Source organism: Streptomyces sp. NPDC020801, assembly GCF_044334385.1.
In the GTDB taxonomy this organism is placed as follows: domain Bacteria; phylum Actinomycetota; class Actinomycetes; order Streptomycetales; family Streptomycetaceae; genus Streptomyces.
Window position 1 is genome coordinate 172304 of record NZ_JBIRST010000008.1, and the last position, 13581, is coordinate 185884.

Annotated in this window: 26 protein-coding genes and 1 pseudogene; 25 read left to right on the plus strand and 2 right to left on the minus strand. The window is 70.5% G+C overall.

The annotated features are described in order from the left end of the window. Window positions 1–2 precede the first annotated feature (2 nt). From ACH4UM_RS18665 to ACH4UM_RS18680, 4 genes and pseudogenes are all read left to right on the plus strand, one after another. A complete protein-coding gene (locus tag ACH4UM_RS18665; protein ID WP_398180024.1) occupies window positions 3–407 on the plus strand; it encodes a DUF6205 family protein in 405 nt (134 codons plus the stop codon). Further along, the gene (locus ACH4UM_RS18670) at window positions 400–735 is read left to right on the plus strand and encodes a hypothetical protein (RefSeq protein ID WP_398180027.1); all 336 of its coding nucleotides are present in this window, start codon (window positions 400–402) and stop codon (window positions 733–735) included. The genes ACH4UM_RS18665 and ACH4UM_RS18670 overlap by 8 nt, the downstream gene beginning before the upstream one ends. Beyond that, on the plus strand, window positions 732–1109 hold the full coding sequence (locus ACH4UM_RS18675; RefSeq protein ID WP_398180030.1) for a restriction endonuclease: 378 nt from the start codon (window positions 732–734) through the stop codon (window positions 1107–1109). The genes ACH4UM_RS18670 and ACH4UM_RS18675 overlap by 4 nt, the downstream gene beginning before the upstream one ends. Before the next feature lie 8 nt (window positions 1110–1117). Beyond that, window positions 1118–1402: pseudogene (locus tag ACH4UM_RS18680) on the plus strand (WhiB family transcriptional regulator); the annotation flags it as partial. Window positions 1403–1660: 258 nt separating this feature from the next. On the opposite strand, the gene ACH4UM_RS18685 reads toward ACH4UM_RS18680, so the two are convergent. After that, a complete protein-coding gene (locus ACH4UM_RS18685) occupies window positions 1661–2236 on the minus strand; it encodes a DUF6431 domain-containing protein (protein ID WP_398180033.1) in 576 nt (191 codons plus the stop codon). Window positions 2237–2536: 300 nt separating this feature from the next. Between ACH4UM_RS18685 and ACH4UM_RS18690 the strand changes: the two genes are divergently transcribed. The 10 genes from ACH4UM_RS18690 to ACH4UM_RS18735 all read left to right on the plus strand — a co-directional run bounded on the left by ACH4UM_RS18690 (window position 2537) and on the right by ACH4UM_RS18735 (window position 6919). After that, a complete protein-coding gene (locus ACH4UM_RS18690; protein WP_398180622.1) occupies window positions 2537–2974 on the plus strand; it encodes a hypothetical protein in 438 nt (145 codons plus the stop codon). After that, window positions 2971–3474: a hypothetical protein gene (locus ACH4UM_RS18695; RefSeq protein WP_398180036.1), complete on the plus strand. Its 504-nt coding sequence runs from the start codon at window positions 2971–2973 to the stop codon at window positions 3472–3474. The genes ACH4UM_RS18690 and ACH4UM_RS18695 overlap by 4 nt, the downstream gene beginning before the upstream one ends. A gap of 13 nt (window positions 3475–3487) precedes the next feature. Continuing rightward, on the plus strand, window positions 3488–3697 hold the full coding sequence (locus tag ACH4UM_RS18700) for a helix-turn-helix domain-containing protein (protein ID WP_398180039.1): 210 nt from the start codon (window positions 3488–3490) through the stop codon (window positions 3695–3697). Window positions 3698–3761: 64 nt separating this feature from the next. Further along, a complete protein-coding gene (locus tag ACH4UM_RS18705; protein ID WP_398180042.1) occupies window positions 3762–4511 on the plus strand; it encodes a VWA domain-containing protein in 750 nt (249 codons plus the stop codon). Continuing rightward, a complete protein-coding gene (locus tag ACH4UM_RS18710) occupies window positions 4508–4855 on the plus strand; it encodes a hypothetical protein (RefSeq protein ID WP_398180045.1) in 348 nt (115 codons plus the stop codon). The genes ACH4UM_RS18705 and ACH4UM_RS18710 overlap by 4 nt, the downstream gene beginning before the upstream one ends. A gap of 109 nt (window positions 4856–4964) precedes the next feature. Next, window positions 4965–5162 carry a helix-turn-helix domain-containing protein gene (locus ACH4UM_RS18715; protein ID WP_398180048.1) on the plus strand — a complete coding sequence of 66 codons (198 nt, stop codon included), beginning with the start codon at window positions 4965–4967 and terminating at the stop codon, window positions 5160–5162. A gap of 20 nt (window positions 5163–5182) precedes the next feature. After that, complete coding sequence (locus ACH4UM_RS18720) at window positions 5183–5386, plus strand: helix-turn-helix domain-containing protein (protein ID WP_398180051.1); 204 nt, start codon at window positions 5183–5185, stop codon at window positions 5384–5386. An 86-nt stretch (window positions 5387–5472) separates the two neighbouring features. After that, the gene (locus ACH4UM_RS18725; RefSeq protein ID WP_398180054.1) at window positions 5473–5913 is read left to right on the plus strand and encodes a hypothetical protein; all 441 of its coding nucleotides are present in this window, start codon (window positions 5473–5475) and stop codon (window positions 5911–5913) included. Continuing rightward, window positions 5910–6482: a hypothetical protein gene (locus ACH4UM_RS18730; RefSeq protein WP_398180057.1), complete on the plus strand. Its 573-nt coding sequence runs from the start codon at window positions 5910–5912 to the stop codon at window positions 6480–6482. The genes ACH4UM_RS18725 and ACH4UM_RS18730 overlap by 4 nt, the downstream gene beginning before the upstream one ends. Then, a complete protein-coding gene (locus ACH4UM_RS18735) occupies window positions 6479–6919 on the plus strand; it encodes a hypothetical protein (protein ID WP_398180059.1) in 441 nt (146 codons plus the stop codon). Before ACH4UM_RS18730 ends, ACH4UM_RS18735 begins: the two co-directional genes overlap by 4 nt. 89 nt (window positions 6920–7008) lie before the next feature. Here ACH4UM_RS18735 and ACH4UM_RS18740 read toward each other — a convergent pair whose 3' ends face one another. Beyond that, entirely contained in the window at window positions 7009–7203 is a 195-nt protein-coding gene (locus tag ACH4UM_RS18740; protein ID WP_398180062.1) for a type II toxin-antitoxin system prevent-host-death family antitoxin, read from the minus strand. A gap of 143 nt (window positions 7204–7346) precedes the next feature. On the opposite strand from ACH4UM_RS18740, the gene ACH4UM_RS18745 reads away from it, so the two are divergent. The 11 genes from ACH4UM_RS18745 to ACH4UM_RS18795 all read left to right on the plus strand — a co-directional run bounded on the left by ACH4UM_RS18745 (window position 7347) and on the right by ACH4UM_RS18795 (window position 13579). Continuing rightward, on the plus strand, window positions 7347–8228 hold the full coding sequence (locus ACH4UM_RS18745) for a hypothetical protein (RefSeq protein WP_398180064.1): 882 nt from the start codon (window positions 7347–7349) through the stop codon (window positions 8226–8228). Then, complete coding sequence (locus ACH4UM_RS18750) at window positions 8225–8959, plus strand: hypothetical protein (RefSeq protein WP_398180067.1); 735 nt, start codon at window positions 8225–8227, stop codon at window positions 8957–8959. Before ACH4UM_RS18745 ends, ACH4UM_RS18750 begins: the two co-directional genes overlap by 4 nt. Beyond that, the gene (locus ACH4UM_RS18755; RefSeq protein ID WP_398180069.1) at window positions 8956–9258 is read left to right on the plus strand and encodes a helix-turn-helix domain-containing protein; all 303 of its coding nucleotides are present in this window, start codon (window positions 8956–8958) and stop codon (window positions 9256–9258) included. The genes ACH4UM_RS18750 and ACH4UM_RS18755 overlap by 4 nt, the downstream gene beginning before the upstream one ends. Window positions 9259–9430: 172 nt before the next feature. Further along, window positions 9431–9826 carry a hypothetical protein gene (locus ACH4UM_RS18760; RefSeq protein ID WP_398180072.1) on the plus strand — a complete coding sequence of 132 codons (396 nt, stop codon included), beginning with the start codon at window positions 9431–9433 and terminating at the stop codon, window positions 9824–9826. After that, window positions 9823–10059, plus strand: coding sequence for a hypothetical protein (locus ACH4UM_RS18765; RefSeq protein ID WP_398180075.1), 237 nt, complete (start codon window positions 9823–9825; stop codon window positions 10057–10059). Before ACH4UM_RS18760 ends, ACH4UM_RS18765 begins: the two co-directional genes overlap by 4 nt. Window positions 10060–10118: 59 nt before the next feature. Then, complete coding sequence (locus tag ACH4UM_RS18770; protein WP_398180078.1) at window positions 10119–10694, plus strand: hypothetical protein; 576 nt, start codon at window positions 10119–10121, stop codon at window positions 10692–10694. Next, window positions 10691–11266, plus strand: a complete 576-nt coding sequence (locus ACH4UM_RS18775; RefSeq protein ID WP_398180080.1) for a hypothetical protein — start codon at window positions 10691–10693, stop codon at window positions 11264–11266. Before ACH4UM_RS18770 ends, ACH4UM_RS18775 begins: the two co-directional genes overlap by 4 nt. Beyond that, entirely contained in the window at window positions 11263–11649 is a 387-nt protein-coding gene (locus tag ACH4UM_RS18780) for a hypothetical protein (RefSeq protein WP_398180083.1), read from the plus strand. Before ACH4UM_RS18775 ends, ACH4UM_RS18780 begins: the two co-directional genes overlap by 4 nt. Then, window positions 11642–11881 (plus strand): hypothetical protein, encoded by a 240-nt coding sequence (locus ACH4UM_RS18785; RefSeq protein WP_398180086.1) that lies wholly within the window; start codon window positions 11642–11644, stop codon window positions 11879–11881. The genes ACH4UM_RS18780 and ACH4UM_RS18785 overlap by 8 nt, the downstream gene beginning before the upstream one ends. Continuing rightward, complete coding sequence (locus ACH4UM_RS18790) at window positions 11878–13233, plus strand: hypothetical protein (protein WP_398180089.1); 1356 nt, start codon at window positions 11878–11880, stop codon at window positions 13231–13233. Before ACH4UM_RS18785 ends, ACH4UM_RS18790 begins: the two co-directional genes overlap by 4 nt. Before the next feature lie 79 nt (window positions 13234–13312). After that, window positions 13313–13579 (plus strand): hypothetical protein, encoded by a 267-nt coding sequence (locus ACH4UM_RS18795; RefSeq protein ID WP_398180092.1) that lies wholly within the window; start codon window positions 13313–13315, stop codon window positions 13577–13579. Window positions 13580–13581 lie beyond the last annotated feature (2 nt).

Here is a 13581-nt window from a genome sequence, read left to right on the forward strand (position 1 = left end):
GCATGCTGGTGATGTTGTCCGGCGCGAACTCGCTGTCCTTGAACTCGGGCCAGGTGAGCGGCGGCTCGATGGCGAACTCGCCGCGGACGTGGGTGGTGTACCCGAGCTACAACCCGTCGCTCGTCCTCCGCGTCTCCGAGACATCCGTGGACACCGACAAGGGACCACTGCTTCGGCGCACGGCCACCGCGCTCGTCATGCGGGAGATCGACGAGTACCGCGAGCGCGGCCTCGTCGAGCAGGTCCAGCGCTGCATTGACCTCTTCCCCGGCCACGCCTTCACCGGCCGACTGGAGTGCGAGGGCGAGGAGAACACCGACATCTGGCGAGTCGTCGTCCGCGACGGCCGTGCCCTGCGAATCGAACCGCGCATCGTCTGGCCGGGCGAGGAGGGCACCGATGCCTGAACTCACTGACGCACAACTCGACCAACTCATCATTGCCCTGGGCCTCACCGAGCGTCCCCGCCGCCCGGGCCGAAGGCCCACCGCACCGTGCGGCACCCCCGCGGCCTACAAGAGGCACATCCGCAACCACGAGCCCATCGACGACGCCTGCCGCGCCGCGAACGCCAAGCACAGCAGCGAGTACTACGCAGCCGCACCGAAGGCGGACCTGCCGCCCATCGCGCACGGCACGCCGCAGGGCGCTCGGCAGCACTGGTACCGCAAGGTGCCGATCTGCGGGCCGTGCCGAGACGCGTACAACGCGCGCAGGAACGGTGGTGTCAAGTGACCACACCTGCCAAGCCCCGTTCGAACTACCACCGCGGCCGCGATCTCGAACACCGCGTCCGTACCCACCTCCGCGAAGAGGGCTACGAAGTACTCCGCACCGCGGGCTCGAAGTCGAAGGTCGACCTGGTGGCCATCAAGCCCGGACAGATCCTCCTCGTCCAGTGCAAGCGCTCCGGAGCCCTGCCCCCGGCAGAGTGGAACGCGCTCTGGGACCTCGCGCAGATGGTGGGCGCAGTGCCCGTACTCGCCGAGCAGTTGACGCGCGGCCGGAAGTACTGGCGGCTCACGGCCCGGAAGGACCAACCCGGCAGGCCGCAGCCCATGGCGGAAGTGCTCCTCGGCGAACTCGCCCGCGAGGCGGTGCTGTCGTGAGCCACTACATCGGATCCGTCCCCGAGGCCGAGCGTCCCGCCGACTGGCGGGCGGGAGCGGCCTGCCGAAAGGAAGACCCAGATCAATTCTTCCCGACCGGCAGCACCGGCCCCTTCGCGCTGATCATCGAGCAGGCCAAGGCGGTCTGCCGGCGCTGCCCGGTCGTCGACGAGTGCCTGCAGTGGGCACTGGAGACCGGGCAAGAGTCGGGCGTGTGGGGAGGACTGAGCGAGGAAGAACGCCGCTCCCTGAAGCGCCGTGGACGTCGCACGCGGGACCTGACGGCCGAGGCAACGCAGACGCCGCCGAAGAAGTCTGGGAAGGCTCGCACGTTCGCCTGTTGGGCGACGCTGAAAATGCCGACGATCAGGGCACTCACGATGCCGACCAGCGTTAGCCCGAATGGAGCGCGGTCGTCGGCAAGGTGTCGCACGCATCGGCAAGGTGTCGCGCCGATGGGCAGGCGTGCGACCGTCCGGGCGTTCCGGAAGCCGTCGAGCGGGGCGGTAGTCGTCAGCGGGCAAGGTGGAGCCGGAATCGGCGCGTGGCCATCAGCCGGCCGGAGCAGGCGCCAGGAGCTGGCCGTGCGTCAGGACGGTGATCTGGGACCACAGGTCGGCGGCTGGACTGCCGAGCAAGTTTTGGCCGGCGACCGTCGCGGCGACCAGGGCCTCGATGGCGTAGGCCAGGGTGTCCGGCCGTTCGCGCGTGGGCAGCGCGTCCGCGTCGAACGCCACGACGGCCTGGACACCGATGGTCCACAGGTGGTGCGCGGACTGGCGGCCCCGGCGCAGCCACGAGCGCACGGTGCCCTCCGACACGGCGAGTTCGGCGGCGATCGGCCGGTGTCCCCGGCCGCGTGCAGCGCCGAGGAGCGCGCGGCCGATGACGCGGGCGGTGTACGCACGCCGCGGCAGCAGAGCGGCATCGAGGACCACGTGCGTGGCTCGGCAGTCCGTGCACCGCGCGCGGTCCGGCCGGATCGCCAGCTCGACGCCGTCGGCGTCGCGGACCTTCCGCAGCCTGGCCCGGCCCCATGGCCGCAGCGGACCGCCGCACCCCGGACACCGCAGCAGACGCCGGGCAAGCGCCCGGCGGGCCACAACCACGTCGAAGACCTCGATCACGTCCCATCCCGTCAGACTCCGGCCTGGCCTGCCACTCGGAAAGGGGCAGCTCGTGTTGCACCCTGGCCCGCCAACAGCGCCAGCAGCAAGGAAGTCCGCTCGTTCGAGGGAACCGACACCGGGCCGACGAGCGGAGACACCGCACCAGCCGTCCACCAGGGGCTCAGTTCCCCGTATCCAACTCATCGGCGAGGTGCCGCCCCAAATACACCGCGAGATCACCGTGGACCGTCGGCATCCTCAACGCCGGTTCCTGCCCGCGATATCGGCATCTTCAAAGACGCCCAACAGTTCGCCTCCGTGTACGCCGACTACTCCACGGCCACGGACGACGGCCCCGTGCAGTGGCACGGCGGTGCCTCCCTCAGCGTGCAGGGCCGCTCGTATACCTACCGGCAGGTGGCCTTCGCAGCGACCCGCGGGCACCTTCCCGATGGCCGCGTCCTCACCGAGTGCGATGTCCCTCTGTGCGTGCACTTGGAGCACCTCAGCGACGAAGCCGAGCGGGACGAACGCGCGCTGGAGAACCTGGCCGCCGCTGAAGGGACGCAGGCTCCTTCGGAGCCGCTGGTAGCCAACCTGGAGCCTGCTCCGAGCGCTATCCCAGCGGTCGGCGGCTGCGGTACCCCGTCGGGGGCCCGAGAGCACGAGGCGTGCGACGAGGAACTGTGCGACGCCTGCTGGACGGCCATCGCCGCGGCGGTCGGACAGCTCAGCGGAACGGCGGCCGCATCATGACCTTCCCGATGAAGGACGCCTTCCCCGAGTGTGGGCAGTGGATCGGCGTTGAGCAGCGCTACTGCCACGCCACCGGCGGCGTCCGTGAGTACCTCAGTGGCCTGCGCTGCCCGGCTCACACACCGAACGCGCTGCGTGGCCTGCCAGAGGTTCCGCCCGGGCCGGGCATGCCGGCCGGGGCCTGGACGACTCCGAGCCCGCTCAACGAGTCCCGCGTCGCTGACGCTCGGGCGATCAGTAGCGGCAAGAGGCGGTCGAGTCCGCAGGCGTACCGGGCTGCGCAGGCCGCCGTCGGCCAGCGGCCCGCGGACCCGCAGCCGGGGATCCGGCTCGATCCGGGTCAGCGGGACGCGCACGGCCGGGCGTGGATCCGGATCCCGACCGCTGACTACCTGTGCCCGGCTTGCGGCGAGACCGAATCCGCGTCCGGCGACCAGGTCGCCCACTTCGCCACTCACATCGAGACCGAGCACGCCGCGCGCTGCACGGCCAACGCTTAAGGAGCACCGCGATATGAAGCCGACCCGCCGCCCCTTCACGCCGTTCAAAGGCGGCGAGCGTATCGCCGCCCGGGAGAAGGCGGTCGAACAGTACGGCGCTGGCCACACCATCCGCTGCGTCGCCGCGCTGATCGACCGCTCGTGGACCACCACCCGGGACCTCCTGGCGGAAGCCGACGTCACCTTCCGGCCCCGCGGCACCCAGTGCACGGCCAACCACTGACCACCCAGGCGCCCCGGCCGCGCGAATCGGCCGGGGCACCCACCACCCTCAACAGGAGAATCCCTTGAACCTCTTCCGTAAGACCACCACCGCCCCGGTGCCATCGGCCTCCGGCAAAGGCCCCGCGATCAGCTTCGACAAGGTGCCGTCCGGCCTCGTCAACCTGACGAAGACCGCCGCGGTCAGCCTGGAGAAGAAGGGCCTGACCGGGCAACGCTCGGCGGTGTACCTGGTCGTCGACCGCTCGTACTCCATGGCGCCGTTCTACCGCGATGGCAGCGTGCAACTGCTCGCCGAGCAGGCCCTGGGCCTGTCCGCCAACTTGGACGACGACGGCCGCGTCCCGCTGCTGATGTTCGACTCGAGGCCGTACGACTTCACCGAGGTCAGCCTTGACTCGTACGCCGGGATCGTCGGCCAGTGGCACGCCCTCAACGGTGGCGAGGACACCATGGCCGGCACCCGCTACGCGCCCGCGATCGACGCCGTGGTCCAGCACTACCAGCGGTCCCAGGCCAGGGACCCCGCCTTCGTGATCTTCCAGACCGACGGTGACCCGCAGGACCGGCCCATCGTCGAGCAGCGCCTGAAGGAGGTCTCGAACCTGCCGCTGTTCTGGTCGTTCGTGGGCTTCGGCCACAACATCAACTTCCTGAAACGGCTCGACAACCTCCGCGGCCGCACCGTCGACAACGCCAGCTTCTTCCACGCCGCCAACCCGCGCAGCCTGAGCGACACCGACCTGTACGACGGGCTCACCCACGAATACGGCAGCTGGCTCGCCGATGCCACGGCCGCAGGCGTGATCAGGTGAGGCGCGCGCTCGCCACGCTGGGCGTGGCCCTCACCTCCCTCGCGCTCGCGCTCACCGCCTGCAGCGGCGCCCACCCGACGCACGGCCACGTCGTCGGCAAGACATACGAGGCCGCGCGCACCGAATGGAGCACCGTCACCAAGACGAAGCTCGCCTGCAGCACCACCAGCCGCGGCAGCCGCAAGGCCACGCAGGCGAAGCGCGCGTGCAGCCGCGTTCCGGTCAGCACCCGCCGCGTCGCCCACCACGTCCCGGCCTGCTGGGCCCTGCATATCGACACCGGCGACTACGTGTGCGTGACCGCGACCAAGTGGCACCGCGCACGCATCGGCGCCCGCTACTGACCCACCGACCGGCCGCGCAACCTCCCCCAGCGCGGCCACCCCGGGCGCCGAGCTCGCGACTTCCCCGCACCCGCGGGCTCGGCGCCCTCTCTCAGCACAGGAGAACCACATGGGCACCACCAGAAACCCGGTCCTCGAAGGCGAAGACCGCCGCATCGTCGCCCGCGAATTTGCCCAGCTGTACCGCGCCGGATCCAGCATCCGCGGCATCGCCCGCCAAACCGGGCGCTCCTACGGCTGCGTTCACCAGCTCCTCGAGGAGGCCGGCGTCCAGTTCCGGCCCCGTGGCGCCACCCGCCCCTACTGATCGCTCCTTGGAGGAATCGGATGTCGAAACCGCCCGCCCCCTACCTGAAGGGCGCCAAGCGACGGAAGGCCGCCCAGAAGGCGCGCGCGCTGTACGAGACCGGCCTGACGATCCACGCCGTCGCCCTCAAGCTCGGCCGCTCGTACGGGTGCGCCCGGCAGCTTCTCATCGAGGCCGACGCGCCCCTGCACCCACCGGGCAACCGCCCGCACGCCACCAGCTGAGCAGAGCGCCTCATCCCTCGGAGCCGGCCAGGGCGGCAACAACCACTGCCGCGGCCGCTCCGGTCCACCGACCGCCAGGAGCAAATGTGAACGACGAGCGACTGACTCAACTCGTCCGCGATGCCTTCCACTTCGCCGTCGACGCTGACGCCGAAAGCGTCGCAACGATCCTCGGCGAGATCGGCACCAGCGGAGACCCCTTCGACATGTACAAAGCATGCTGCGGCTTCGCGGAAATCGGCCGCGCCGCCCTCACCAAGCTCTACGGCGACCGCGCACCCGACCGCAGCCGCGGCGACATGTTCTACATCGAAGAACTCCAGGGCTCCCTAACCGACGACCCGCCGAAGGCCTTCGCCGCCCGTTTCCTCATCGCCTACTGCAACGACGACAAGGACACCGCACCCGCCCTCTTCCGCGCCGCACTGGAGGCCGGCGGTGTGCAGTACGTCGACTCCGTATGCGCGCTGGTCGCCGACGTCGCAGGAATCGCCCGGCTCGCCCTGGACCAGGGGCAGAGTCAATGACCTGCAACCTGCCCCGCTCCAAGCACGAGCTGTACAGCACCTGGCGCACCATGATCCGCCGCTGCCACAACCCCGCCGCCCACAACTACCCCCGCTACGGCGGCCGCGGCATACACGTCTGCCCCGCCTGGCGCGACTCCTTCGACCAGTTCCTTGCCGAAATCCCGCCCCGCCCATCGCCCGAGTACTCCCTCGAACGCGTCGACAACAACCGCGGATACGAGCCCGGCAACGTCCGCTGGGCCACCCCACGCGAGCAGGCCCGCAACACCCGTACCAACCACTACCTCACCGCCCTCGGCCAAACGCGCCTCCTCGAAGAGTGGGTGGAGATCACCGGCATCCCGAAGTCCACCCTCTTCAACCGGATTCGCCGCGGATGGGACGACGAGGCCGTCATCACCACACCCGTGCGACCCAAGGCGCCGGACAACAGCGTCGTCCCGGCCGGCGCGAACCAGCTGGCCGCGGAGCACGGCCTCACCCCGGAGACCGTCGCCGCCCGCATCCGCCGCGGCTGGGACCTCACCCGAGCCATCACCCAACCCGCCGCCCGGAGGCAGCCATGACGCCCGCCACCGCCACTACGCATCGCGCGCCGGTGAGGTACTTCCACGGCGGCATCCCCGACCTCAAACCCGGCAACCTCGTCCTCCCGCCTGACATCACAGGCACCAGCCGCACGCTGGCCGAGTACTCCGAGCAGCTCGCCGACAGCGACCACGTTCGCCGTGACCGCGTGTACATCACCACCGGCCGTGACGTCGCCAAGGTGTACGCCGCCTTCTACCCGGACGGCGCCCTGTACGAGGTCGAACCGGACGGGGAGACCGTGCCGGACCCGGACTGCTCCGTGCCGGGCGTCTCGTTCGAGTGCCCGGCCGCGCGCGTCCTCCGCGTCATCGACCCCGTCGTCCTGCTCCGCGCCCGCCCGGTCAACGCCTGGGTGCGGCAGTTGAACCGGTCCACCGACGCCGCCGGCCAGCTGGACAAGGCCCGCACCTAACCGGGCCGATCTTGCCGAAACGGTCACGCAACAACACAAAACCCCACACCACGAAGGCGCGGGGCTCTAGGACCAGAGGAGGAGAAGTGTCAGGACTGGGGCGCCTCTGCCTGCCGCTTGGCCTCCAGCGCCTCGGCGTCCGGCACGGGCACGAGCGCGGCCACGCGCCGGCCGTGGTTCGTGACGTACATGACGCGGCCGCGCACGGACACGTCGTGGAGGACGTCCGGCAGCGTTTCTCGCAGCTTCCGGATACCGATCTCGTTGTTTGCGTTCTCTGGCACGCGCACAGAGTAGCTGAGGTACACCTGAGTACCTTTGTGTACACAAATCCGGTAGGGTTTGAGACGTCAGAGCACAACGACAAGCCGCCCTGAAACGGGCCTATTTCGCCATGCCCTGACCCGTACGACCGAAAGAAGCGCCGATGCCCTGGGCACGATTCGACGACCGGTTCCCCTCGAACCGGAAGGTCCGCCTCATCACCGACGGAGCGTTCCGTCTCTACGTCTCCGCGATCTGCTGGTCAGCGGAAAACCTCACTGACGGCGTCGTGAAGACGACAGAACTGCGACTCGTAGCGGACGTGAGGGCGTCACGAACGCGAGCGAAAGAGCTCGTCGAAGCTGGCCTTTTCGAAGTCATCGAAGGTGTCGGCTGGAAGATCCACGACTACCACGACTACAACCCCACCGCCGAGCAGGTACGCGAGGAGCGCAGGGCCAAAACCGCACGTCAGCAGAGGTGGCGGCAGAAGCAGAAGGGTGGCGCGCCGGAGCCCGAGCCGCCGAGGAACAAGCCCGATGTAGACGCATCTACAGACGCGTCTCAAGACGCGTCGCGAGACGGCAGTGGAGACGCTGCCCCCCGCGCGCGCGTCCCCGTCCCGACCCGACCCGTAGATAGGGCTGAGGTAGGTGGGAAAGGTGCGGGTAGTGAGGCGCCCGACCTCGACCACCTCGCACCCACGCCGATCGAGGTCGACGGCTTCACCGTCACGGACACGATGCGCCGCTGGGCCCACGCCACCTTCCCGGGCTTCGACATCGAGCACTCCACCGCCCAGTTCATCTCCCACTACCGCTCCACCGGCGCCCGCCGAAAGTCCTGGCCGGACGCCTGGCAGAAGTGGATCCGCGAGGACGTGAAGAAGGCCTCCGAACGCGGCAAGCCCACCCAGGGCGCCATCCTCCTGCCCCTCCCCGGCGGCAACACCGACCGTCAACAACAGGCCACCGACGCCATGTTCGACCGCGCCATGGCCCGCGCCCGCGCCCGCGCCCGCATGCAGAACCGGGAGACCTCATGACCCCCGAAGAGACCGTCATGCTCACCCGCTACGTCCGCGCCACCTGCCCCCAACAGCGCATGGACGAGTACACCGCCGACGCCTGGTACGACTTCCTCGCCCCGTACAGCCTCAGCGAGACCCAGGCCGCCGTAGCCGCGCACGTCAGGAAAGGCAACGCGTTCATCTCCATCGGCGAAATCGTCGCCGAGATCCGCCGAGCCCGAAACGACCGCCTCGCCCGGCACACCGAAGCCGAGCCGCCGTACGGCGACTTCGGCGACGTCTCCTACAAGGCCGCCCTCCTCGACGAACGCAAAGCCATCGCCGACGGCCGCGCCGACCCCATCGCCGTCCCAGCCCTGCCGCGGGGCCAAGAGCCCGCCATGTACGAGGGCCGCGGCCGGGCTCTTCTACGCTCGGTCGGGCGCGAGACGCTCAGCCGACGGCCGGAGTTCACCGCCGCCTGCCCGCACTGCCTCGCTACGCCTGGCCGGCCGTGCCTCGACGGCCGCGGCCAGCACCGCCGCGACGCCCACCCCAGCCGCATCGAGGCCTCCAGCGCCATGGCCGCCGGGGAACCGCCCATCGACCGGCACGCCATCGAGCAGGAGGCAGAACGGCGCCGCTCCGCCGCCCGCGCCCAGCTCGACCGGCTCACCGACGAAGACCGCGCCCGGCTCTCGGAGTTCCAGCGGCACCTCCGCACCAGCGACGCCGAGACCGATGAGCCGGAGGCCACCGCGTCATGACCGAGCCCATCACCGCCCGCGTGCTCCGCGAGCTCACGGCGATCCGCAGGCAGATGAAAGTCTCCGCTCAGGAGCTGGCCGACCGGATGACGGCCGCCGGGTATCCGATCAAGCGATCCGTGATCGCGAACCTGGAGACCGGCCGCCGAGAAGAGGTCTCCGTCGGCCACCTCGCCATCGCCGCCCAGGTCCTCGGCGTCGACGCCGCAACGATCCTCCGGCACGCCGCCCCGTGCCCTCGATGCCACAACGAGCCGCCCGCCGGCTTCGCGTGCCAGACCTGCGGGACTGCGAAGTGACCTACACCGACCGCCCCGAGTGGGCAATCCCGTGCCCCTGGTGCCACGCCCCCGCCGGCCAACGCTGCACCGGCCACCGCGGCCGCCGCCTCCAAATCCCCAGCCACGACGCACGCATCCAGGCCTGGACCACCGCACAGGCCGAACACGACCAGCAGACCGGAGAACCCGAATGACCTTCGCCGCCGCCACCGCCGCGTACACCGCCTGGCTCGTCAACACGCTCACCAACGCCGTCGCCCAGGAACACGCCGCCGCCTACCAGGCCCGGCTCGCAACCGCGGCAACCATGCCCGTCACCGTCGTCCGCCACCGCTGCCCCCACTGCGGCCGCAGCCGCGCCAAGGAAGCCGCGGCGAAAGCACACGTAGCCCGCTGCTGGCAGAACCCCGCCGTCCGCGCCTGCAAGACCTGCGGGCACTTCGAGCCCTACGTGCCCGCCCGTGGCTGCTGGGGTGACCCGTACTGCAACTGCCCCGAGGTCCCCGAAGGGTGCGCGGTCGGCGCATGGCCTGACGGCGTGCCGTTCCCGGTCATCGACTGCCCGAGCTGGGAGGCCACCTCGTGACCCCGCTGGAACGCCTCATGCAGGAGGCCATCCCCACGAGGCCCGACCCCGCCCCCAAGGCCGACCGGCAAACCCGCCTCCCCGGCTGGTGGACCCCGGAGGAGCAGGCCCGCCACTGGGCCGAACTCGGCGAAGCCATCGACGGCTGGGTCTGGGACGACGACCAACGAGCCGCAGAACGGCGGCACCTCCGCCTCATCGAGGAGGCAGACGACGAGACCAACGCGGCCTGAACGCGAACTGACTCCCGAGTAAGAAACCTCACCGAACCACCCCGCAACGGAGCAACCACATGGCACACCACACCGAAACGGACAACACGCAAAGCCCACCCGGCCCGCACCGCCACAACGGGCCCTCACAGCCCCCGAACCCCCACGGCAGCCCCGAGCCCCCAGCCACACCCGCAACGGCCGCCAGCGGGCCGCACAGCCCGCGCAGCTGGGCATCCACGGCCGCACCCTCTCCCGTCGCCGAACTGCGCGCGGCCGTAGGGAAGCTGCGGAAGCACGTCAAGCACGCCACCGACAGCCCCTGGGTCACCAGCACCGTCTGGTCCCCGCACGCCACCGCCACCAGCGCCGTCTACTCGCACGCCCACCCGGCCGACACCGTCGAATCCGAAGTCGTCGCCTCCGGCCGGATCCGCTCCGGCTACGGCGGGATCCGCGAGCCGTGGAACGCCGAGTACATCGCCCTCATGCAGCCCACCATCGGCGCCGCTCTGGCTAACTGGCTGCACTTGGAGGCCGATGTCATCGAGGCCCGCCAGATCGAAGACGGGACCAGCGACTTCGCCGTCGACCTCGGCGGTGACCACGCGCTGGCCATCGCCCGGCTGATCAACGGCGAGGAGGCGACGCGGTGAGCGCCCGCGATGACATCCACCGCCTCTTCGAGAGCGGCCGAACCTCGTACCGCCTCGACGAATACCTCGACGCCCACCGCGCCGAGCGCGACGCCGAGATCATGCGGTGGCTGGGCAAGAAGGCCCGCGAGTACCGCGCCACCGGCAGGAAGGCGGACCGGGAGCGGGCGGACCTCATCACCATGCTGGCGTCGAAGATCTCCCGCGGCGCAGTCCGCCCGGACAACACACGACTGCCCGCCGGGGTTGAGCCGGAGTTCTTCGAGCCCGGCCGCACCTACGCCAGCGGCACGATGAAGTTCCGCTGCGAAGCCATCAGCGCCAGCCCAGGCACCGGTGGCCGCCGCGCGCTCGGCTGGAAGTACGCCCAGGTCTATGCCGCACACCACTGGTACGCCACCGCGCTCGACCCGGATGACTGGGCTCACGGCGGCTGGACCGAGGACACCGAAGCCGGGCAGCCCCCCGCGTTGCAGCACTACGACAAGGTGCCGGACCCGGCGGACGGATGCCACTGGTGCGCGTGCGGCAACCGCTGGCCGTGCAAGGACGCCCCGGCGGTGACCTCGTGACCAGCACGATGGAGTGGATCCGCCGCACCTACGACGTCCCGGCCCGTCACGGCATGCGCATCGAGTACGACGGCCAGCCCGCCACCATCACCGGCGCTGGCGGCGGATACCTGCGCTTCCGCATCGACGGCGAGAAGCACCGCACCGTCGGCCACCCCTGCTACCGGATCGTCTACCCGCCGGTTCCGGAGCCTGCCCGGCCGCGCGGCTGGTGCAAGCACTGCGGCAAGGACCGGGCCATGAAGGATGGCGTCATGGGCCCGCACAAGTGGCGTGGCCGCACCTGGTCCGAGCCGTGCCCTGGGACGGGCGAGCCGCCGTGGAAGCCGGTCCGCAACCAGACCCACCCCGGCGAGCAGCGACCGGAGGCGTCCCGTGGCTGAGTTCACGTCCGAGACCGTCACCCGCACCGTGCACCGCTGGATCGTCCCCGCCGCAGAACCCTGGGGGGCAGCGTCCGCGGAGATCAACAAAGCCTGGGCTGTCGCAGCAGCCCAGTACCGGGCGGCCTACGGCATCGGCGACAGCGCGTCGATCGCGGGTGACGCGCTCCGGTTCCACGTCCGCGACGAGGCCATCGTCATCGAATTCACTACCGAGGAGCGCACCGCATGACCGAGCAGATCGAGGACGAGTTCTGGGCGCAGGAACGGGCCCGCGCGGTGGCCGAGCGTGGCCGGCAAGCCGACCCGTCCGCATGCGGCACCTGCAAGGCCCGCGTCGAGGCCGGCGGGCAGGTCGAGCATGACGAATGCGCGCAACGCGCCACCCTGCTGCCCGCGCCGGACGCCCCCAGCTGGGAGCTGATCACCGGCATGAGCGAGGAGGAAGTCTGGGCGCTCCCCGCCCGGTTCCACGTCCCGGTGTTCATGGAGTCGTCCACCCCGAAGGCGTGGGTGTGCGCGGTCTGTTGGGGCGACGGCTGGTCCACGATCTGGCCGTGCAAGACCGCACTCGACCAAGGTCTCCGGGTGTTCACGGCTGACGACTACGCCGAGACCGCGGCGAAGAGGCAGGCGGCTGAGCTGGCCGAGCTGCGATCGCGCGCAGTCAGGTACCGCACGGCGTGGCAACGGGCCCGGACACGGGCTCTGTCCGCCGGTGGTGCCGCCGATCGGTACGCGGCCCGAGCCCGCGAAGGCCAGGTCGCCCTTCAGGACATGCTCGCCGCGCTGCTGGGCGCGCAGATCGAGCGGAACGAAGTTCAGGCCCGCATCACCGAGCTGGAGACCGAGCTGGTGGCCGCGAAGAACCGCTACACAGCTGGCCTGCGCCGGGCCGACGAGCAGGTGAACGCCATGTCTGAGGAGCTGAAGCGGTACGCGGAGGGCAAGGAACGCCCGGTCCTCTGGTCTGTCTACAACGAGATGCACAAGCGCGCCGACACCGCCGAGTCCCGCGTCACCGAGTTGGAGGCTGAGCGGAAGAAGTACGTCGGCAAGGAGCCGACGGTCGCCGAGGAGGCTCTCGAAGCCCTCGCCGAGGACGACCCGGGCAAGCTGCGCGCCGAACTGGTCCAGGTGGCCGCGGTCGCGGTCGCGTGGATCGAGGCGATCGACCGCCGCACCGGCGTGGAGCAGCCGGCCGCAGAACCCGCCGACGACTTCACCGAGGCGCGCGCCGCGTTCTTCCACATCGGCCACACCCCGTCCCTGCAGGGCCTGCGCGCCGAGCTGCACATCGAGGGACAGCCGCCGCTCGTCGGCCGGTATGCCGGGGCCGAGATGGGCCGCCTGCCGAACCACGACGACGTGCTGTCCATTCGGCCGCAGCTGCTGTTCCGGTACGCCGCCGAGGACGGCCAGGAGGAGGCCAAGGCGCGCGGGGAGTGCCGCCGCCCCTTCGACCCGGCGGACACCCGCTTCGACGGCCACGCCCGCCACGCCGCGACCCCGTTCTGCCGGTGCTGCGTGGACGTCTGCCACGAGTCGACGGACGCGTTCCACGTGTGCGCCGTCTGCCGGTGAGCACGACGGCGGCCGCCCCGCAGTCGAGTTGCGGGGCGGCCGCCGGGCCCGATTCCACCACACCACCAGGAGCCACACCATGACCATCACCCAGCACGACCAGCCCGTCTACAAGCTCGTCTGCGGCAACACCGACTGTGTCCACGAGGACTGGACCGCTCTCGACCAGGACAACGACGTCAAGTACTTCGGCAGCCAGCAGGTAGCCCGCGAGTGGGGCCGCGCCAACGGCTGGCAGGTCGACGACACGGTTCTCTGCCCGGCCGACGCGGCTGAGGCCCGGGAAGCCCGTGAGCAGGCCGAGGACATCGCGGCTGCGGTCGCCGACGCCATCCTGGAGGGCTGAGC

Coding starts and splice junctions, on each gene's coding strand:
- ACH4UM_RS18665 (WP_398180024.1), top strand. CDS start 3: ATGCTGGTGATGTTGTCCGGCGCGAACTCGCTGTCCTTGAACTCGGGC.
- ACH4UM_RS18670 (WP_398180027.1), top strand. CDS start 400: ATGCCTGAACTCACTGACGCACAACTCGACCAACTCATCATTGCCCTG.
- ACH4UM_RS18695 (WP_398180036.1), top strand. CDS start 2,971: ATGACCTTCCCGATGAAGGACGCCTTCCCCGAGTGTGGGCAGTGGATC.
- ACH4UM_RS18700 (WP_398180039.1), top strand. CDS start 3,488: ATGAAGCCGACCCGCCGCCCCTTCACGCCGTTCAAAGGCGGCGAGCGT.
- ACH4UM_RS18715 (WP_398180048.1), top strand. CDS start 4,965: ATGGGCACCACCAGAAACCCGGTCCTCGAAGGCGAAGACCGCCGCATC.
- ACH4UM_RS18720 (WP_398180051.1), top strand. CDS start 5,183: ATGTCGAAACCGCCCGCCCCCTACCTGAAGGGCGCCAAGCGACGGAAG.
- ACH4UM_RS18730 (WP_398180057.1), top strand. CDS start 5,910: ATGACCTGCAACCTGCCCCGCTCCAAGCACGAGCTGTACAGCACCTGG.
- ACH4UM_RS18735 (WP_398180059.1), top strand. CDS start 6,479: ATGACGCCCGCCACCGCCACTACGCATCGCGCGCCGGTGAGGTACTTC.
- ACH4UM_RS18745 (WP_398180064.1), top strand. CDS start 7,347: ATGCCCTGGGCACGATTCGACGACCGGTTCCCCTCGAACCGGAAGGTC.
- ACH4UM_RS18750 (WP_398180067.1), top strand. CDS start 8,225: ATGACCCCCGAAGAGACCGTCATGCTCACCCGCTACGTCCGCGCCACC.
- ACH4UM_RS18755 (WP_398180069.1), top strand. CDS start 8,956: ATGACCGAGCCCATCACCGCCCGCGTGCTCCGCGAGCTCACGGCGATC.
- ACH4UM_RS18760 (WP_398180072.1), top strand. CDS start 9,431: ATGACCTTCGCCGCCGCCACCGCCGCGTACACCGCCTGGCTCGTCAAC.
- ACH4UM_RS18770 (WP_398180078.1), top strand. CDS start 10,119: ATGGCACACCACACCGAAACGGACAACACGCAAAGCCCACCCGGCCCG.
- ACH4UM_RS18790 (WP_398180089.1), top strand. CDS start 11,878: ATGACCGAGCAGATCGAGGACGAGTTCTGGGCGCAGGAACGGGCCCGC.
- ACH4UM_RS18795 (WP_398180092.1), top strand. CDS start 13,313: ATGACCATCACCCAGCACGACCAGCCCGTCTACAAGCTCGTCTGCGGC.